Below are 19,438 nucleotides of genomic sequence, written 5' to 3'. Positions count from 1 at the left end.
TTATCTGTTAGATACTATTTTTCTCACACCATTCATGCCAATTGAACCAAGGATGGCGAGAGCCATGATAATCTTAACAATGGAAACTGGAACTCCCATGGTAATCTGCATAGAGCTTGATCCATTAATAATGGCTCCATAAAGGAAAGCAGATATCAGGGTCCCTATGGGATGTAACCCGCCCAGTAAAGCAACCGGTATGGCATTATATCCATAGTCAATTAAAAAGTTTTCTGTAAGCCTATGTTGTATACCCAAAATCTCAACGCTCCCTGAAAAGGATGCGATAAAACCACTAAAAAACATGGCCAACATGATGACTTTCTTGCCATTAATTCCTCCATACTGGGAGGCATCCTCATTAAGGCCAACCGCATCGATTTCATAGCCAATGGTGGTATTTTTCATTATGTAGTGTAACAGGAATCCCAATATGAATATCAGCAAAATACCGACATGTAACGTTGTTCCCGGAAAATATGGCAATTCAGCACTATCCAGTATTTTGGCACTCCACGTTATCCCTTGTCCTGGTGCCTTTAGCACGCTAGACACTGCTGCGCCCAACAAATTAATAGCAACAAAATTAAGAAATATGGATACGAGAATAACATTTAGATTGTATTTCACCTTAAAATAGCCTGGTATGAATCCCCAGAATCCGCCTGCCAAGCCACCTACTAATAGTGCTAATGGCATATGGATTATGGCTGGTAAGAATGCAAAAGAAGTGCCTACCCAAGTAGCAAAAAGTGCCCCCATGTAAAGTTGTCCTTCAACTCCTATGTTGAATACCCCTGCTCTAAAGGCCAACGTCACGGCTAGACCCGCAAAGGCAAGTGGCGTGAATCGTAGCAAAGTGGTAGATAGACCATAGAAAGATCCCAAAGAACCGCTTAGCATTTCCTTATAGGCCAAGATAGGATTTACACCCATCAAGGCGATTACTATGCCCGCTCCAAACAGTCCTAACAGTATGGACAATATTGGGAAAACCAGACTTGCTAAGCCCTTAAGTTTAAACTTCTCGAGTATTTTCATTTCCTTTTTCCCTCTTGCAACTCATTGACTGATGGTCTTTATTACCTGCCATCAGCAAACCAATCTGCCACTTGTCGAGTTCTCCTGTCATGAAAGTCTTGATTATTCTGCCTTCATAAAATACAACTACACGGTCGCATATTTCCATGATTTCATCCAATTCTGTGGATATATAGAGAATGCCAGTACCCTTCTCTTTCTGCTCCATGATGCATTGCTGCACAAATATGGTCGATGCAATATCCAAGCCACGCGTCGCCTGTGTAGAAATTAAAATCCGGGGTTCAGCTGACAATTCCCTTCCAAGAATAATTTTCTGCTGGTTGCCACCGGATAAAGTACGTGCCTTCTGCCATATATCGGTCGCCATAACATTGTACTCTTTCAACAATTTTTCAGACATATCATTGTTGTATTTATGGTCCAGTCTCAAACCATGGCTACTTGGTTCAGCATAAAATTTACCCAACATATAATTATCACGTAGTGAATAATCCAAAATCAATCCAACACGATGTCGGTCCTCAGGGATATATCGAATCTGCATCTCCTGAATTTTTCTAGGACTCATGTTTGCAATATTCTCACCGTCATAGAAAATTTCACCTTCATGAATTGGCCTTAGTCCTGCCAGTGCCTCTGCCAATTCTGTTTGACCATTGCCTGACACACCAGCCACACCAAGAATTTCACCCTTATGCAGATCAAAGCTTACTCCATTTAAAGCATTAAGTCCCCGATTATCCCGAACGACTAGGTTCTTTACCTCAAGTACTTTTTCTAGTCCTTCTGTATTCACCTTGCGTTTTATGTCCCATTCTATGCTTTCACCCATCATTTTCTCCGCAAGTTCTTTTTTATCTTTTATATCTGTTTTACGAAATGTTCCTGTTTTAACACCGGCACGCATCACTGTAATACGGTCAGCAATTTTCATAATTTCATCTAATTTATGCGTTATCAACACAACAGAATTGTCTTGCCTGATGTATTCTTCAATAAACCGAAAGAGATCTTCAATCTCCTGCGGGGTCAAGACAGCAGTTGGTTCATCAAGAATCAGCAAGCTGCTCTGCCTATACAAGGCCTTGAGAATTTCCACTCTCTGTTGAGCCCCCACTGACATATTCTGAATTTGACAGTTCATATCTACATGCAGATGGTACTTGTCCATGATTTCGGATAACCTAGCTTCAACGCTTTTCTGATTAATGAACACCTTACCGATATCCTCTAAGCCAATCATGACATTTTCTGCAGCATTCATATTGTGAACCAGCATAAAATGCTGATGCACCATACCTATGCCTTTCTTAATCGAATCACTTACAGAATGATTCTCCATACTTTCGCCTTCATAGTATATCTCGCCTTCATCAATCTTGTGTAAACCATAGATACATTTCATCAATGTAGTTTTTCCGGCTCCATTTTCGCCTAGTATAGCATGGACCTCGCCACTCTCCACAGTAAGGTCAACGTGTTGATTCGCTTTCACACTTCCAAAACTCTTACTAAGGTTTTTAACTACAAGTTTTTCCATTATAATCTCCACTACTACTGACAAATATACTTAGATATAAATGCAAGAAACAGGGCTCCGGGTTTCCTGCCAGAGCCCCCATTTCACTAGTCCCAGCCTTCTACTGAAGTATCCAATACAATGATGCCATTCATGATATCATCTTGGATACCCATTAACTCTGCTACATCCTCTTCGCTAAGTACGTTGCCGAATGAACCATAACCCACGGCTCCAGTTTCAATGCCCAACTGAACGGATTCACCAGGAGTGTAACCGTCATTCATAATTTTTTCAATCGTGGCATATAGTACTATGTCATTACGAATCACTAGACTGGTAGCAATCATATCCGGATCCAATGGTGCTTCATCTCCAGACCAACCGATTACTTTAGCATCCTTTTCTCTCGCCACGTCAGCGACCGCCTGCGTTGCTCCATCAATTCTGTTGATAATTACATCCACACCTTCATCAGCCAAAGAAACAGCAGCCTGTTTGGCTTTATTCACATCAGCCCAATCACCGGTGTATACCGATTTAATTTCAATTCCAGTACCAAGTTCATCATATGCTCGCATCATATTATTGAGATCAGCCTGCATCTGAGGGGATTCCACTGCACTAATTATGCCGACCTTATTCGTTTTCGTCATCTTTGCCGATGCCATAGCAGCCAAATATCCGCTCGTACCATACTCGATTCTAGCAGTTGACAGATTTGGTCCGGCATTGGGTATGTTCATACCAACAAACATAATGTCCGGATATTCTTCGGAGATTTCATTCAATGCATCGGTAAATGTATATCCGTTGGCGATGATTAAGTCGTATCCCTTGTTTGCGTAATCTCTCATGATTGTAGCTACTTCATTTTGGGGAATCAGTTCGGTGAAGTCTCCTTCAATTCCCAATTCTGTTTCAGCCTTCAATAAGCCTTCATAGGGCAGCTGATTCCATCCACCATCGTTAATGTTGCCATCCAAAAGCAATGCCACTTTTAACGATTCCATTGCAGGTTCTTCTGTTCCATTTTCTTCAGGTTCAACTTGAGGCTCTTCTTCACTCGCACATCCGACAATTGAAGAAACCATTGTCAATACAAGCATCAATGCTACAACCCATTTCATTTTTCTCATAATCTTCCTCCCGCACATCAAAATAGCAACAGTATTCATCATAATTTTGCAAACGTTTGTTCTTCTAGCGTTTTATTCCTTTTTTTACAAGGTTTTTAATTTATGCAATCGTTTGCATTTCTGACTATAGAATTATATTTCGATATATTTATCAATTCTCCTGCATCAATATGAAACATTTCATTAAATTTCTCTGTCAACAAATCAACTTTACAAGGATTTTGCATATAACTTTCTTTCTGATTGCATTCCTACAATATATCCAAATGCGCAGTATTCCTCCATGCGCGTACTGCATGGGACTAATAACCCAAGGTCGCTACGCTAGCAAAAAAGCCAGACAACACTAAGTTGCCTGACCTTTATCATTTACTCAATTCAATTTAATATGAAACAAATATTTTATCTAGCCTAATGCCACATCCAATATCATCATGACTGCAAAGCCTACCATTACTCCAATCGTCGCGATATCGCTCTCACGATCATTTTGAGCCTCAGGTATTAGTTCCTCCGCTACCACATAAATCATGGCACCCGCCGCAAAAGCCAAGGCAAACGGTAAAATAGCTCTCATGCTTACGACAAGCATTGCACCTATTACCCCAGATATGGGTTCTACGATGCCAGACGCTTGACCATAAAAGAAACTCTTTTTCCTACTGAATCCTTCTCGTCTTAGAGGAATGGAGACCGCTGCCCCCTCCGGGAAGTTCTGAATTCCAATTCCTAGAGCCAACACTACGGCACCAGCCAAAGATGCTGCTGGTAAATTATATGCCACTGCACCAAAGGCAACGCCGACAGCTAATCCCTCTGGAATATTGTGCAAGGTAATGGCCAGAACAAGAAGAATACTTCTATGCCATGTGGTTTTAGGTCCTTCTTTCTGGTCTGTGTTTCCTGCCCCCAAGCCGGGATGAATATGGGGTAGCAATCTATCAACGATCCAGAGGAAACCTCCGCCACTTAAAAATCCAGCAGCGACTATCAACCACGGAATATAACCCATCCTCTCAGCAAGGTCAATCGCAGGAGCAAGCAAGGACCAGAAACTCGCAGCAATCATCACGCCAGCTGCAAATCCCAACATTCCATCCAAAGCCCTTTTCTTGATGGTTTTGAAGAAAAATACCATTGCTGCACCCAAGGCGGTTAACCCCCAAGTGAATAACGTTCCTAAAAGAGCTTGTCCTACCGGCGGAAACTGTGCTAGCCACTGCAGCATTAGACACTCACCTCACTATTCAGCAATCGGTGTAAACACCCTAGTTCCCAGTTCACGGTCCAACATAATCATACCGTTGCCATGACCTTCAAGTCTTTCAAGTTGACTAAGAATAGCTTCAGCAGAAGCCTCTTCCTCAACCTGCTCATCAATATACCAACGTAAAAATGATTCTGTTGCATAGTCGCGTTCTTCCAACGCAACATCCATCAGATGGTTTATGCGTTCTGTTACCATACGTTCATGGCTCAATGTATGTTCGAAAATTTCAACTACAGAAGCCCACTCAGTTTGTGGTGCTTCAATAGCTTCCAAAGTCACTTTTCCACCACGTTCATTTACATAGTCAAAAAACTTCATTGCATGTGCTTGTTCCTCTTGGAATTGAACACGCATCCAGCTGGCAAAACCAGGTAAATTTTCTGATTCAAGATAGGCACTCATAGACAAATAAAGATAGGCAGAAAATAATTCTGCATTAATCTGATCGTTGATACTTTCTTCTACTTTTAGGTTTAACATTTTTTTCATCCTTTCTTTTAAAAGGATGGGCCAATATATTGGCCCATCCGCAAACAGCTACATGTAAATCACTGGTTACTCGCTTTTCCAGTGACCGTGCACATTGCAATATTCTCGAGCCACAGCTGAGTCGTTATGAGAACAGAAAAATTCTGCAGCTGGTTCATCCCCTGGCTTAAGTTCTTTCCTAAGCACATAATCACCGACTAGAAGTTCAATCCATTGGATATAGTGTTCTTCAGTCATCGGATGGGCTGCATTCTCACCTACCCTCACCGTATAGCCGGATTCCGTCTCTTCGATGAATGGTACGTGTTTCTCAGTAGAATGGTCCGCAGTCTTTTCTTCCATGAAAATCATGTTTTCACCACAACACACAATTGGTGCTGCACCTTCTACGAAAACCTCTACAATATTTCCACAATGCTCGCATTTGTAAATACCTAGTTTTGCTGCCATCTTTTCCATCCTTTCTATACTTGTAATCTAACTATACTATACCACTTTCAACACAAGGCCTGTCAAATAAATTTCATGTATATACCAAATCAAGTAATACCATTTTTTTCTTTTAATTTTAGAAAATAATAATAGCCACTGCATTCACATAATAGTCCAATTCAAGGTGACATTCTAGTCATTTACTACCACATTGGGACAAAATTAAGAAATAGATATATGCCATATAACAAGAACAAAACGAAGCCTTCAAACCGGTTGATAACCTGATAAGCATTTTTAGCTACGATGCGGAAAAATCCGACTATTAATATCATCGCTGGGATCTGCAATTTGTAAAATGCCAATGGAACATCAAGGCCTTGGGAAGTAACTGCGGCTGCACTTCCTACTACAAATAACACATTCAGAATATCAGCTCCTATAATATTTCCCACTGCCAATTCACCATGCCCCTTACGCACCGCTGTAATCGCAGTCACCAGCTCAGGCAAGCTAGTTCCAAATGCCACCAAGGTCGCTGCTATTACTCCTTGCGGAATTCCTACATTGATTGCCAGCGTTTCAACGGTGGGAATTAGAACGCGTGAAGACAGAATAACCAAAGCAATACCAGTTACTAGTTTTCCCACTTGTTCCCAAAGTGGACGTTTTTTCTCCTCGAGCACCACACCCTCATCTACACCAGATGTCACGGCCCAACGCATTGATAGGTAGATGTAGCCAACTAGTAAAACGAGAAAAGCAATACCCATCCATTGATAAATGGTTCCATGGGTTAGGCCTTCTGAAAAGAATGGCAAGCTTACGATGGCCAACAACACTACGGCCATGACCTGGAGTCGACCTTGTCGATTGATGGTTTTCGGATCTACCGCGAGAGGTCCAATCATAGCAGCTAATCCCAGTATCAAGCCGGTATCAGCAATGATGGAACCTATGGCATTGCCTAGTGCTAGATCTGGATTCCCATTGACCGCAGCTAGAACAGATATCGTCGCTTCAGGCAAGGTTGTACCTAAGGATACAATAGTAGCTCCAACCACCATCTTGGGAATACCCCAGTGAATTGATAGGGATACTGCCTCATCCACTAGCAGGTCTGCCCCTTTGGCTAAAATAAACAACAATACTGCAATCACCCCAATAAGGCCAATCATTGGCATGGTTTCGACCAAGTCCAAAATATATTTTTCCAAAATTAATCCTCCCTCTACGATGTAAAAGACTCTACACCCTTGGGTGTAGAGTCTCACTAGACATAATTGCCACCAAGACCGGGATTTAATCCGTCATGACGGCCTTGATTCCTTTGGAAAGTTACTCCCTCTAACGCTTGAAGTATAGCTTATACGGCAAGGTGAGTCAATAGCAGCCATTACACAGTTCTTGGACTAATTCCATATGAGCCATCTTACTGCTCGTAAAACGTCTTTCATTGGCAAGCATTTCCCGTCGGAGTCTGCCGTAAGCTAATACAGGGTTACAAAAAAAACGGGCATTTGCCCGTTTCTTATTGCTATAGATATTTGGTAACTTTATCCACCACGTTCTCGACATTGAAACCATAGTTGGATACTACTTGACCACCTGGAGCACTAGCACCAAATGTATCTATCGAGATGCAATATCCCTTTAGACCAACGTATTGTGTCCAACCGAAGGATGAGCCCATTTCAATGGAAACTCGTTTCATAACATCCAATGGCAAGATGCTTTCGCGATATTCCTCTGGCTGTTCATTAAAGCGCTTAAATGAAGGCATCGATACTACTCTTGCATCAATATTCTTCATTTTAAGTGCTTTCTTCGCTTCAAGTGCTAAGCCAACCTCACTGCCAGTAGCAATCAGGATTACATCTATCTTTTTATCTTCCTTGGCAATAATATATCCACCTTTTGCCACACCTTCTTCATTTACGCCCGCTAGCAAAGGTACACCTTGTCTAGTCAGAATTAAACAAGTAGGATGATCTTTAGATTCAAGCGCCAACTTCCAGGCTACTTTCACTTCTTGCACATCAGCCGGACGAATCACATCCATATTGGGAACTGCCCGTAAACCAGCCAGTTGTTCAACCGGCTCGTGGGTGGGTCCATCTTCACCCACCGCTACTGAGTCATGTGTGAATGCATAGATAGCTGGTAGACCCATAAGGGCAGACATTCTCATCGCAGGCTTCATATAGTCACTGAAAATGAAAAATCCTCCTACAAAACTTTTCAAGCCATGTAGGCTCAAGCCATTATTTATGGCCGCCATAGAGTGCTCTCGTACACCAAAATTAAGATTCCGGCCTGTTCTAAGGCTCTTACTGAAATCCCCGTCTATGCCTTTCACTTTGGTAGATTTTGTAAGGTCTGCGCTACCACCAATCATCTGAGGATAGTGTTTCTGCAGCTTTTTCAAGATTTCTCCAGAGGAAGCTCTAGTAGCAATCTTTTCTTCAGGCAAATAGTCAGAAACTATTTCCAAATCCACTTTAAACTCACTTTCGCCCATTACCGTTTGTAGAATTTCAAATTCTTCAGGGTATTGTTTTTTATAAGATTCCAACATATCCAACCATTGTTGGTACGATTTTATACCCTTCTCTTCATTTTTATTTTGAATATCAGTATAAACTTCATCTGCAATTTCAAATGGCTTATAGTCGTAACATAGTGTCTTACGGGTTTCAACCGTTCCTTCTTCACCGATAGGTGAACCGTGCGTGGCACAGTCGCCTGCTAAAGGAGAGCCATATCCAATAATGGTTTTAACCTCGATAAGACATGGTTGATTGGGGTTAGCCTTTGCTGCTTCTATAGCAGTAGAAATACTAGCCGTATCTTCACCATCTTCTACCAAAATATACTGCCAATTCATCGCCTCGTACTTTTGCTTCACATGTTCAGAGTTAGCGGCTTCTACCGGTCCATCCAATTGAATATCATTTGAATCATAAAGCACAATTAATTTTCCTAGACCAAGATGACCTGCAAGACTGAAGGCTTCTTGTGTAACCCCTTCTTGAAGATCTCCATCACCACAAAGTACATATGTAAAGTGATCAATAATATTCAACTCTTTTTTATTAAAGCTAGCAGACAGGTAGCTCTCTGCAATTGCCATTCCTGTGGCCATAGCAATCCCTTGACCTAAGGGGCCACTCGTTGCATCCACACCTTCTGTATGTCCAAACTCTGGGTGTCCTGGTGTCTTAGAACCCCATTGACGGAATTGCTTCAAATCCTGCATACTCAGATTGTGCCCACTCAGGTGCAACATTGAATACAATAAGGCAGAACCATGGCCTGCTGCCATGATAAAGCGGTCTCTATTGAACCAAGTCGGTTGAACCGGATTATAGCGCATATGCTCCGTGTATAAAGTATAAAGCATAGGTGCTGCATCCAATACGATACCCGGATGACCACTGTTGGCCTTGTTGATCATGTCTACTCCCAACAAACGTAGCGCATTAATCGAATAGTTATTACTCATCATTCACCCCAAAAGAGATTCTACTCTCTCCCTTTCTCTATAAATCAGTTTCCCAAAATTACCCCATTATTGTATCATATCTTTACACGAAAGCTATAGTTTAAGCTGAGGTTAATTTTTCCAATCAACCAATCGACTTTCACCCTCCAACTCTTGGATTTCCGTAATATCCTGGCTGGCTTCCAAAACACCTTTATAATCACCCTTTGTATCCCTTAACGCAAAATATTGAATTAACAAAAGGCGTCCCTTGATTCGAATCCAAAATCGAGCAATATCCTTTTCGCCACGACGAAATGATTCCAAAATTTCCAATACTTTTCCTACACTTTGTGGCGGGTGGCACTGACTTACATCTCTACCAATAGCGGCTGCAGATCTTGGGAAAAATCTTTCCTTCGGTTTGGAAAAATAGCGCACCTTATTGTTTTCATCTACTAGCGTAAGGTCAATAGGAAGATTGGATAGTAGCATAGTCAACTGCTCATAGCTTAACGAACCCGTGTCCGTTTGGTAGCTCCACTCCGTCCAAGATGGCTTCGTCTCCTTTGCTTCAAGCTCTTCCATAATTGCAGGTGCTTCAATAAAGGAAAACCCATATTCGAAAGATTGGTGGAGCATCTCTTGGAACTCTTCCTCTGTGAACATCTCAATTGCACTTGGAAAGAGAATCCATTCCTCTTTCTGCGTCAATCCTATCAGGTTAAAGAACATCTTTCCAATATCCGAGTTTAGCTTTTGGTCATCACCATCCTTAAGATCGGCCAAAACTGACTGAATACTTTTCTTAGAAACGTCGTGTAATTCCCACATTATGGATAGCCCCAGAAATCTGTCCTGCTTTTTTTCCATGTATGGAAATAGGATGTTTTCTTTCTTCAAATAATGTTTTTCTATTTCCATCAAAGCGCTTATTTTATCAATTAAAAGTGGTCTATCTGCTGAAATATTCTTCTTTTTCAAAATTTGTTTGATTTCTTGCATCCGCTTTCTTAATTCATCATTTTCAGCCCTGAGAACTCCTAGAAAGGTACCAGGCTCAGGTTCTTTCCAAGTTTTCTTGCTTAGACCTTTATGAAACAAGTGAATTAGTTTATCCAAATAGGTCAAGACCTCAGTAGATTCGATGCCTTGATTCAATTGTCTAAATTCAATTTCCATAACTTCCTGCGGTCCTACTTGTTCTAAATCATCATTAAATGACTCGATATATTCTTTATCCGCTTGACCACTACGTATCTTCATCGCTAGTTCTAAAAGTCTTTGCACTCGGTCTTCATTCATCATTTCAGCCATTTTTTACCCCCTATTTTTGCTTTTCATCGTTTGTTAAACCACTTTTATCCTATCCGGAAAACGATTATCCTGCAATAAGAATTGACCACAATGACACCAAATATGGAAATATTTTACACTACAAAACAAAAAGTGAGCCACGTCTAAGACGTGACCCACCTTCTTCCTTATTTAATCTCAATCTGTTTGCATTTTTCGGATTTTTCTTTCTTAGGTACTTTAATATGCAAAATCCCATCTGCAAGTTTTGCTTCTACCCCAACATCTGCAATATCTTGCAAGTGTATACTTCTAGCCATGGAACTTGTCTTTCTTTCACGATAGACATAGTCTTTTTGTTCTTCCTCGTTTTTCTCCTCGTGGTTTACCGCTATATAGAGTATACCTTCCTCTATAGACACATTGATATCCTCTCGATTTATACCAGGTAGCTCAGCTTCGATTTCATATCCTTCGTTTGTTTCCTTAACATCCATTTTAAAATCTTCTAGTTGGGTTCCCTGCGCCCAATAATTACTATCCAGGAAGTCATCGATCATGTTGTGAAAGTACATTGGATCTCCGATTCTTCTCAAGGGTCTGCGGTTAAAAATTGTTAATCCTGACATATCAATTCCTCCATTTCATAATAATTTTTAGCACTCTCTTAATTAGACTGCTAACTCTATATTTATTATATCACCAGATAATTGGCAGTCAAATTTTCTGACCTTTTCTGACTATTTTTTTATAAAAAAACCGGGTCCTAAAACCCGGGCTTTTTTTGAACTATAAATCCTCTATTTGAACCTCATAACTGAAGTCAACTGCCTTTTCTACCAACGCGATGCCTCCGCAATATTTTTCTCTGGATAAGCGGCAAGCCTTATTAACGTTATCGTGATTCAGGCCCTTACCTCCAATTCGGTAAATCAAATGTACCTTAGTATAAGTATAGGGATGCTCAGTAGTAAGTTCTGTTTCCACTTTCATATTAAAATAATCTACCGGTTCTTTCATCTTTTTAAGAATAGAGACCACATCCATACCCGTACATCCAGTCATGCCAGCAAGAATCAATGGTTTCGGCCTAGGTCCAGAATCTTCTCCTCCAAATTCGGCTGATGAATCCATGCGAACCTTATGTCCCCCGATATCCATCTCAAAAGCCATATCACCCAACCATTCTGTTTTGTAATCAACACTCATCGTTTCTCCTCCAATGCTCTTTTTCTTCTATAACTGCATTCTTAGACAAAACTACGACAATATCCTTCCTCTACCGATATACTAATAAAAAAAGAATGCTCATTCCATCAAGGGGAACTCACATTCTTTTTCAACTATCACTTCATCTTGCTATTTAACAACCATATACTCCATATAATCTACAGACAGATTGTTTTCTGGCAAAAAGTTTCGAACCTTAGCACGAACCATCTTGGCATCCGGTTTATCCTCATAGACCTTTTCAACCATCTTACGAGCCAATTCATAGGGTGCATCACCCTTGTTGGCTTTGATGGTATCTACCGCCACATCATAAACCGTAGTATAGCTGTAGCTATAGGCAATATCATCATTTTCGATGGATGGACCCATATCGAAGGCTACCTCTAGATCTGCTTCGTATTTGACATCCTTGTCGAATACTCTAGCACTGCGGATCTTGGTAAAGTTATAGTCTTCAAGATGTTCATATACCGGTGTGTAACCCTTCTTACGACGGCTCACTGTAGTACTTACATACTTGACCAAGCCTCCTGGCATACCGATACGGATGGGTGTAGACGGCTTTTTAACCTCTACCCGTACTTCCATTAAGGCATCTGAGCTGGCTTCTAAAATCAGGTCTCCCACGCGGCCGGCTACCGCCTGAATCATGTCGCGGTGTACGTCTATCGCCTCTTCTTGGATAAAACGCTCCACCTCCGCCTCAGATACGGATGTATCCACTTTGGATAAATCTTCTCCAAACAGGGTTATCTCTAGCACAAACTTCTGTCCCAATTCTTTTTCTTGAATGGCGTGTCCGTGTGTGGCAAAGATGGTAATATTTTTATACATTTTGTAATTCATCGATTTATTCCTCCCTTTCATTAAATCTAGTTTGCCTAAATCTAAGCTTTGTTGGTATCAAATTTTTCTTTTACTTCTTCCACCCAATAAAGCACATCCTCTTGGTTCACCGTGGTAAAGTTACCATCACGGTAGATTACCTTTCCGTCTACTAGGACCATTTCTACATTACTGGTATCGGAAGTGTACACTAAAGAATTCACTGGGTTATAAACTGGTGCGGATTTGATGCGGTTGGGATTATAGACCATCAAATCAGCTCTCTTTCCTATTTCAAAACTTCCTGTCTTATCGGCAAGGCCCAGGCAATGAGCTCCACCCAAGGTAGCCATTTGTAGAACATCGGCTGCTTTAAATGCCGTTGGATCTTGATTGGCTCCTTTTTGCAATAAGGCAGCAAACTTTATCGTCTCAATCATATCTTGGGAGTCACTCGATGCAGCACCATCTGTACCCAGACCTATGGTTACGCCACGTTTTCTGAGTTCCTCCATGGGTGGTATGCCAGAACCTAAAATTAGGTTGCTCATTGGATTGTATGACACCTTAACTTGATATTTTTCTATCAAATCTAAGTCGGTTTCGTCCAAAGTCACGCAATGAACTGCCGTCAACCAATCTTTCATAAATCCAATACTCTCTAAGTAGGGAAACATGCGCATGCCAAAACGTCGCATACTGTCTTGGTTATCATCCTCGGTTTCGGAAGCATGAAGGGCCACTGTCATATGATGTTGGTCAGCATAATCTCGAATCGTAGCAAAACCTTCTTCTGAAATTGCCCAGAACACACTACCGGCAATACCAATGTCCATCCGGTCCTTATCCTTCACATATTCCCTCAAGATGTCCAGCTGTTCTATGACTTGCTTTGGTGTTTCTACCAACCGATTATGGTTTTCATCCTCTAACTTTATATCAATGAATCCTCGTCCCATAACTGCCCGGACTCCCAAATCATCCAACCCATCGATAGCCCCTAAGATATTATCTTTTTTTTCATTGGCATACATGAAATCCATTATAGAAGTCCCACCGGACATCACCGTATCCATCGCGCCGAGTATTGCACTATAATAGCAGTCCTCCCGAGTCAGCTTAGGCGCATTCGGCCTTATAGAAGCAGCCAACCAGTCCATTAACTTTAAGTCACGGCCCAGGCCTTTAAACCAAGTTTGGAATAAATGGGTATGGGTATTCACCAAGCCTGGGAATACATACCTTCCCTTCAAGTTGATGATTTGTTTTGCTTTTATTTCTTCCTTTGCATTGGGTAGAAGTATTTTTTCGATTTTTCCATCAACTAGTAGCATATCTTTTTTTTCTATTTGACCATCTTCATGGACCAAACTACCACCACGCAACCAAATATCTGCTTGTAACATATTTTTCTCCCTTCAACTGAATTCTACGAAACCTAAGGCAACGCAAAATTGTTAAAAAATATTAAGGAGAACAATAAAATATTTCTCTTTTTCGTGCATATGATCCTCCAAATGTATACTGCATGTAAAACCATCAGTATTTAAATATTTTACCCCATCAATACGTGATTGGCAATCTCTCTACCAAGGTGTGGTCAAGCATTATCTCCATCGAAGAGTTCAAGCTATTACAAAAGATGGTAGGAGCATCGAACGATGCTCCTACCATTACTTTTCATATGGCAAAAATTAGCTAGAGATTATTTAAGCATTAGGATTCCTTCTGTTTCATCAGATACTCATAGGCTTCATTTGCTTCTTTTACCTTTTGTGTAGCATAGTCCACATATTCCTTGGGCATGCCTTTACTGGCTACCTTGTCTGGATGAAATTCTTTAACAATTTTCCTATATGCACTCTTTATTTCCTGGGTGCTGGCATTCTCAGATACACCCAATACATCCGTATAGCGTTTTGTTTGGTTTACTCGGGGTGGCGCATAATTAGTGCGTTGACCCGAACCAAAAGCATCCTGCCAATTCCCTCCCCAAGCACCGCCGTTTTGACGGGCATAATATGAATTCTTCATACCCATGTATTCCATCTGCGATATACCCATAGAATAGAGAATATTTCGAAGCAATACTTCGTCTGCTATAGTGCCCTTATTGCCCTGCGCTAGGCCCATAAAAAGATAAGCCAAACCCAATAAGGTCATGCGATTGGTATAGTATCCTCGAATTACCCTTGTAAACTGTTCGTATTCCTCTGGATGCTTTTTCCCGTAATTGAAGGCACCACGATAACGATCCAGGTCTTCTTTGGAGATTCGGAAGTTTTGAGCTACAAACTGCTTAACCTGCAGAATTTCAGATTCTGAGACACGTCCATCACTCTTCGCTACCATGGCAGCTAAACTCATGATGGAAGCGATTACAGGATTTAGCCCTCTAAATTCTTCCATATTTTTATAGCGCGCATCAAGTTTTGGGGTCTTTCTGGGTATCCAAAACAGCAAGAATATTGCCCATGGAAAGAAAAAGACCGCAACACCATATAGTATTCCATTTCTATTTTTGAAACTCATTATCACCTGAACAACGGCAAAAAGGAACAAACGGAACAAAATGGAAATCAAGTCCAACCCGAATCCTATAACACCTTGTAACATTTCTACTAAACTCATTATTTCAACTCCTTATTCCGCATATTATACAACATACAAGGACAAAAAGCACTTCATCTTCACAGCCTGAATATTTCCATGCTATAATTAACACAAACATAGTTAAGGAGGTCTGCCGTGAACCGATATTATCAGCGTTGGAAAAATAAAACATACTTCATTCCGGCTTTATACTGCCTTTTAGCAGTCATCTTCTCCTTTGCCATCATCGTATTGGACCGCACTTTGATTCATAATATGCAGATGGTGAACAATCCAATATTTCTTCAACGGATTGAAGCCGCAAGAAGCATACTAGCTGTTCTTACTGGTGCCCTACTTTCCATGATTACCGTTACCTTTTCTACCATCATGGTTGTACTTACGCTCTATTCAGCACAGTTCTCGCCAAGAACCCTACCAGACTTCCTAGAAAGCAAGATTTCTTTACGAGTACTAGGTGTTTTCATGGGGACTTTCATTTACTCTATTACCCAGATGTACTTTTTACCAGATCCACAAGATGAGCTTTCTAGCATCGCGGGAAGTGTAGGCGTACTTTTGGCTATCTTATGCCTAGTGTTATTCGCTTATTTCATACATCACATTGCTAATTCCATCCAAGTAAATCTGATGGTTGAGCGTATTACCAAGGATATTTTGGCTCTCATTAATAAAAAGCAAATGCAAAAATTTAGGAATAAGAATAAAGAAATCACCACGGAACTTCCCGATGAGTACGAGGACTATACTTTCGGGGAATCCATTAAGGTGAATGCAAAAGAGGACGGGTACATCCAAAAAGTAGACAATTCTGCCCTTGTAGACTTTGCCTCGGAGCATGACTGCACCATCCGCCTAGAACAGTCTCTAGGAGACTATATTACCAAAGAAACCACAATCTTTTCCTTATGGGGAGAAACGCTTTCTTCTCCTGTCTCGGAAGAGGAAGAAGAAAAATTGTTTCTATGCATAGAAATTGGAGAAGAACGAAATTCTGAAGAAGATGTAGAATTTGGAATTATCAAGCTCGTAGAGGTTGCTCTAAGAGCTATTTCTCCAGGAATCAACGACCCGAATACGGCTATTTTTTGCATCCAAAAGATTGGTTATGTGCTTTCGAATATCGCACAAGCTAGGAGGCATAAGACTTATTATTATGGTGAAACCAACAAATTACGGCTCATCGTCAATAAAATACCCTTCAAGGACCTTCTTTACCAATCTTTCTCACAGATTAAACACTATGGAAGCCATGACCACTCAGTCATGGGAGCCTGTGTTGATGCACTGTCTTTTATTTCCAAACACAGTGCTAAAAGTATAAAAGAAATATGTTGGGAGTTTTCGCTCTACTTGTTCGAAGATTGTGATTGCAGTAAAATGGCCTCATTGGACAGGCTGTTCTTAGAACGAAAAATGCAAGAACTCGCCTTTGTAACTAGACACCTAGGAGAAAGCCCATTCATGATAAAGGATAACTCCAAAAAAGAAAGGACAAACAATGACTAAAAAACCAATAATCAAACTTGAAGTACTAAAAGAAGAATATGCGGTATGTCGCATGCCTGCCTCTTCCCCGATTCCTAGCTGGATCTCTTCGGATGGATTTGTAAGCATAACCAGAACGGATGAAGAACTTTCCATTGTCTGTTTAGACAAAGCTATTCCCGACGATACTTGTTTTAAGAATGGCTGGAGAATCATTAAAGTCTTGGGGCCTCTAGATTTTTCTTTGGTTGGAATCCTCTCCTCCATTAGTACCATTCTCGCAGATGCACAGGTTAGTATCTTTGCTGTATCTACCTACGACACTGATTATATCTTGGTCCAAAATGAAAAATTGGACAATGCAATTGATGCATTATCCAAGTCAGATTACTCTTTTATTCATTCTGAACAAAGGTAGTAAAAAAGTATAGAACACCCTGCATAATGATATGCTCCTGTCGAAGTAGACACTTGAAATAACAAAAATTTCGAGTCTACTTTGACAGGAGCATATCCCTTTCCCATACCGTTCTATTTTTTCAAAAAACCAGAAAGTAATTTTCCCGCATCATCCATAATGCTGCCATCATTATCAAAATCTAAAAAATCAGCAGCCATATCCAACAAGCCATCGCTTTTCCCTTGTTCGAAGGCATTACCCAACAGTCCAGCAATCTGTCCCGTATCTACATTTTGTTTTTTCTGTTGTCCCAGCATGCCTAAGACAAAAGGAGCAAGCCTACTCATAATCCCCATTACTTGACCAGAATCCATTCCGGATTTTTGAGCGAGTCCTTGGCTAACCTTGCTGTTATTGGAAGAGAACACATGAGATAGAATTTTATCCCCCTCATTCACATCCACACGTTGGAGAAAATCATTAAAATCTCCGGTATCATCATCTTGATGTTGTTCCAACACACGTTCTAGGGTGCTTCTGCCTTCACTAGTACTCGCATTTTGTCCCATCTTTTGCATAAGAATTGGGATGCCCATCTTCATCAGATTCTCAACTTGAGATGGTTCTGCCCCAACTTCAGAGCCCAGTTTTCCAAGTGCATTAGACTCATCTACTTGGTCGAAAATCATTTTTAATAGATCCATTTGCTACCTCCTTGAGAGTACATCTTACCTCTTAATCTATTTCGACAGTATATGTATAAAACCTCTTCTTACGGACAAATAACAAAGGACCCTCTCGGGTCCTTCGCATTAATACTATCTTGGGGAGATCTATTTTAATACATCTTGGTATTGTTCCCAATCATAGGTAATACTACCATCTGTCATTCCTGCAATTGTATCATCCATCAAGGATTTCAATTCAGGCATAGACTCATCAAATCCGTGCCAATCAGCTAGGAAAATAGCTCCTTCATCAATACCGAGTTTATAGAATTTACCTTCAAATTCTCCTTTTTCAACGATATCAATGATGTATGAGAACAATCTTGTCGTACTTTTGATTACACTCTGAACTACAGTATCTGGAGCAATGGGGTTTTGGTCTTCGTTAGATCCTATTGCATAAATACCAGCTTCTTGGCATGCTTCTATAGAACCCAAGCCAGCCTGGTTTGCATTCGCGAAAATCACATCAACACCTGTGTCAATCATCGCTCTAGCTGTTTCTTTTGCTTTGGTAACATCATCAAAAGATCCAGTTAAAACAGACGTAACTTCAATATCAGGATCGATATACGCTGCTCCTGCATAGTATCCGTAAATAGGACCAGTAATAGGAGGAATTTCAACACCGCCAAGGGCACCAATCTTACCAGATTCAGTGAGTGAAGCTGCCAATACACCAGCTAGGAAACCCTGTTGGTCAACACCAGAGTTCACTGAGCCCAAATTTGTTCCGTTGCTTACTGAGCTAGATGTGATTACAAAAATTGTATCAGGGAATTCCTCAGCTACCTTGGCTGCAGTATCTCCAAATTGGAAACCATGCCCAAAAATAACATCGTAGCCTGCCAATGCATAATTGCGGAATACCTCTTCCATATCAGACTGTGCAACATTTTCTTGGTACGCAATTTCTGCCCCGAATTCACTTTCAACAGCAATTAGTCCATCATAAGCAGATGCATTCCAGCCCATATCATTAATAGGACCCGGCAAGAGAGCAGCCACCTTAAGAGGCATCTCATCTGCTACTTCAGGGGTTTCCGTTTCTTCAGCACCAGTTGGTTCGTCCACAGCATCTGATGGTTCCTCAGTAGCTGTACAACCTACTACTGATATGAACATCATCAATACCAAAGCCATCACAAAAAACTTTTTCATATCCACCTCCGAAAATATCTAACGACTTTTAGTGTAAAGTCGTCAAGCAATTGGTTAATCGTATAACCAACGTAGCAACATAATTGCCAGCCTTCAAAGCCAGCAAAGATTAATCGTTTAACTCGTTATATTTTACTTACTATTCCACAAAAGTTTTTAAAATCCTTCCTACTGAACTTAGTTAATTAAATTAACTAAGTTTTTAATTATCTTTGCTCAAATTAGAACTATCCTCTACTCCATCATTTAGCATTTTAAGTAGTAAATACTGCATGTTTTGCCTGTAGACTAGCAAACTCCACTTTGAAAATAGTTTC

Annotated in this window: 18 protein-coding genes; 2 read left to right on the top strand and 16 right to left on the bottom strand. The window is 40.7% G+C overall.

The features are described 5' to 3' along the window. The 14 genes from JR334_01450 to JR334_01385 form a co-directional block, all read right to left on the bottom strand. Positions 1 to 1,041 (bottom strand): ABC transporter permease, encoded by a 1,041-nt coding sequence (locus tag JR334_01450; GenBank protein QRN85926.1) that lies wholly within the window; start codon positions 1,039 to 1,041, stop codon positions 1 to 3. Next, positions 1,019 to 2,584, bottom strand: a complete 1,566-nt coding sequence (locus tag JR334_01445; protein QRN85925.1) for an ABC transporter ATP-binding protein — start codon at positions 2,582 to 2,584, stop codon at positions 1,019 to 1,021. The genes JR334_01450 and JR334_01445 overlap by 23 nt, the downstream gene beginning before the upstream one ends. An 86-nt stretch (positions 2,585 to 2,670) precedes the next feature. Further along, positions 2,671 to 3,702 (bottom strand): BMP family protein, encoded by a 1,032-nt coding sequence (locus JR334_01440; GenBank protein ID QRN85924.1) that lies wholly within the window; start codon positions 3,700 to 3,702, stop codon positions 2,671 to 2,673. A gap of 406 nt (positions 3,703 to 4,108) precedes the next feature. Next, positions 4,109 to 4,930 carry a ZIP family metal transporter gene (locus tag JR334_01435; GenBank protein QRN85923.1) on the bottom strand — a complete coding sequence of 274 codons (822 nt, stop codon included), beginning with the start codon at positions 4,928 to 4,930 and terminating at the stop codon, positions 4,109 to 4,111. 15 nt (positions 4,931 to 4,945) lie between these two features. Further along, positions 4,946 to 5,452 carry a ferritin gene (locus JR334_01430; protein QRN85922.1) on the bottom strand — a complete coding sequence of 169 codons (507 nt, stop codon included), beginning with the start codon at positions 5,450 to 5,452 and terminating at the stop codon, positions 4,946 to 4,948. Positions 5,453 to 5,527: 75 nt separating this feature from the next. Beyond that, entirely contained in the window at positions 5,528 to 5,911 is a 384-nt protein-coding gene (locus JR334_01425; protein ID QRN85921.1) for a desulfoferrodoxin, read from the bottom strand. A 185-nt stretch (positions 5,912 to 6,096) separates the two neighbouring features. Then, a complete protein-coding gene (locus tag JR334_01420) occupies positions 6,097 to 7,077 on the bottom strand; it encodes a sodium:calcium antiporter (protein ID QRN86828.1) in 981 nt (326 codons plus the stop codon). A gap of 353 nt (positions 7,078 to 7,430) precedes the next feature. After that, positions 7,431 to 9,398, bottom strand: coding sequence for a transketolase (gene tkt, locus JR334_01415; protein QRN85920.1), 1,968 nt, complete (start codon positions 9,396 to 9,398; stop codon positions 7,431 to 7,433). 111 nt (positions 9,399 to 9,509) lie between these two features. After that, positions 9,510 to 10,694, bottom strand: a complete 1,185-nt coding sequence (locus tag JR334_01410) for a DUF438 domain-containing protein (GenBank protein QRN85919.1) — start codon at positions 10,692 to 10,694, stop codon at positions 9,510 to 9,512. Between the two features lie 167 nt (positions 10,695 to 10,861). After that, a complete protein-coding gene (locus JR334_01405; GenBank protein ID QRN85918.1) occupies positions 10,862 to 11,302 on the bottom strand; it encodes an Hsp20 family protein in 441 nt (146 codons plus the stop codon). A gap of 160 nt (positions 11,303 to 11,462) precedes the next feature. Continuing rightward, positions 11,463 to 11,882 (bottom strand): OsmC family protein, encoded by a 420-nt coding sequence (locus tag JR334_01400; protein ID QRN85917.1) that lies wholly within the window; start codon positions 11,880 to 11,882, stop codon positions 11,463 to 11,465. Between the two features lie 150 nt (positions 11,883 to 12,032). Next, entirely contained in the window at positions 12,033 to 12,752 is a 720-nt protein-coding gene (locus JR334_01395) for a dihydroneopterin aldolase (GenBank protein QRN85916.1), read from the bottom strand. A 41-nt stretch (positions 12,753 to 12,793) separates the two neighbouring features. Beyond that, on the bottom strand, positions 12,794 to 14,137 hold the full coding sequence (locus JR334_01390; protein QRN85915.1) for an amidohydrolase: 1,344 nt from the start codon (positions 14,135 to 14,137) through the stop codon (positions 12,794 to 12,796). A gap of 310 nt (positions 14,138 to 14,447) precedes the next feature. Further along, positions 14,448 to 15,362, bottom strand: coding sequence for a DnaJ domain-containing protein (locus JR334_01385; GenBank protein QRN85914.1), 915 nt, complete (start codon positions 15,360 to 15,362; stop codon positions 14,448 to 14,450). 117 nt (positions 15,363 to 15,479) lie between these two features. On the opposite strand from JR334_01385, the gene JR334_01380 reads away from it, so the two are divergent. Then, positions 15,480 to 16,853 carry a DUF2254 domain-containing protein gene (locus JR334_01380; protein ID QRN85913.1) on the top strand — a complete coding sequence of 458 codons (1,374 nt, stop codon included), beginning with the start codon at positions 15,480 to 15,482 and terminating at the stop codon, positions 16,851 to 16,853. Then, positions 16,846 to 17,250 carry an ACT domain-containing protein gene (locus JR334_01375; GenBank protein ID QRN85912.1) on the top strand — a complete coding sequence of 135 codons (405 nt, stop codon included), beginning with the start codon at positions 16,846 to 16,848 and terminating at the stop codon, positions 17,248 to 17,250. Before JR334_01380 ends, JR334_01375 begins: the two co-directional genes overlap by 8 nt. 113 nt (positions 17,251 to 17,363) lie before the next feature. Here the strand turns inward: JR334_01375 and JR334_01370 are convergent, their stop codons facing one another. Together JR334_01370 and JR334_01365 are read right to left on the bottom strand one after the other, a co-directional pair. Beyond that, positions 17,364 to 17,936, bottom strand: a complete 573-nt coding sequence (locus JR334_01370; GenBank protein QRN85911.1) for a DUF937 domain-containing protein — start codon at positions 17,934 to 17,936, stop codon at positions 17,364 to 17,366. A 129-nt stretch (positions 17,937 to 18,065) separates the two neighbouring features. Then, positions 18,066 to 19,121: a BMP family protein gene (locus JR334_01365; GenBank protein ID QRN85910.1), complete on the bottom strand. Its 1,056-nt coding sequence runs from the start codon at positions 19,119 to 19,121 to the stop codon at positions 18,066 to 18,068. Between the last annotated feature and the right edge of the window lie 317 nt (positions 19,122 to 19,438).

It is taken from the genome of Clostridia bacterium, from assembly GCA_016887505.1.
GTDB lineage: Bacteria > Bacillota > TC1 > TC1 > UBA5767 > UBA5767.
Note: the sequence above shows the minus strand (reverse complement) of the source record. Positions and strands in the feature narration are given on the sequence as shown.

Coding starts and splice junctions, on each gene's coding strand:
- JR334_01450 (QRN85926.1), bottom strand. CDS start 1,041: ATGAAAATACTCGAGAAGTTTAAACTTAAGGGCTTAGCAAGTCTGGTT.
- JR334_01445 (QRN85925.1), bottom strand. CDS start 2,584: ATGGAAAAACTTGTAGTTAAAAACCTTAGTAAGAGTTTTGGAAGTGTG.
- JR334_01440 (QRN85924.1), bottom strand. CDS start 3,702: ATGAGAAAAATGAAATGGGTTGTAGCATTGATGCTTGTATTGACAATG.
- JR334_01435 (QRN85923.1), bottom strand. CDS start 4,930: ATGCTGCAGTGGCTAGCACAGTTTCCGCCGGTAGGACAAGCTCTTTTA.
- JR334_01430 (QRN85922.1), bottom strand. CDS start 5,452: ATGTTAAACCTAAAAGTAGAAGAAAGTATCAACGATCAGATTAATGCA.
- JR334_01425 (QRN85921.1), bottom strand. CDS start 5,911: ATGGCAGCAAAACTAGGTATTTACAAATGCGAGCATTGTGGAAATATT.
- JR334_01420 (QRN86828.1), bottom strand. CDS start 7,077: ATGCCAATGATTGGCCTTATTGGGGTGATTGCAGTATTGTTGTTTATT.
- tkt (QRN85920.1), bottom strand. CDS start 9,398: ATGAGTAATAACTATTCGATTAATGCGCTACGTTTGTTGGGAGTAGAC.
- JR334_01410 (QRN85919.1), bottom strand. CDS start 10,694: ATGGCTGAAATGATGAATGAAGACCGAGTGCAAAGACTTTTAGAACTA.
- JR334_01405 (QRN85918.1), bottom strand. CDS start 11,302: ATGTCAGGATTAACAATTTTTAACCGCAGACCCTTGAGAAGAATCGGA.
- JR334_01400 (QRN85917.1), bottom strand. CDS start 11,882: ATGAGTGTTGATTACAAAACAGAATGGTTGGGTGATATGGCTTTTGAG.
- JR334_01395 (QRN85916.1), bottom strand. CDS start 12,752: ATGAATTACAAAATGTATAAAAATATTACCATCTTTGCCACACACGGA.
- JR334_01390 (QRN85915.1), bottom strand. CDS start 14,137: ATGTTACAAGCAGATATTTGGTTGCGTGGTGGTAGTTTGGTCCATGAA.
- JR334_01385 (QRN85914.1), bottom strand. CDS start 15,362: ATGAGTTTAGTAGAAATGTTACAAGGTGTTATAGGATTCGGGTTGGAC.
- JR334_01375 (QRN85912.1), top strand. CDS start 16,846: ATGACTAAAAAACCAATAATCAAACTTGAAGTACTAAAAGAAGAATAT.
- JR334_01370 (QRN85911.1), bottom strand. CDS start 17,936: ATGGATCTATTAAAAATGATTTTCGACCAAGTAGATGAGTCTAATGCA.
- JR334_01365 (QRN85910.1), bottom strand. CDS start 19,121: ATGAAAAAGTTTTTTGTGATGGCTTTGGTATTGATGATGTTCATATCA.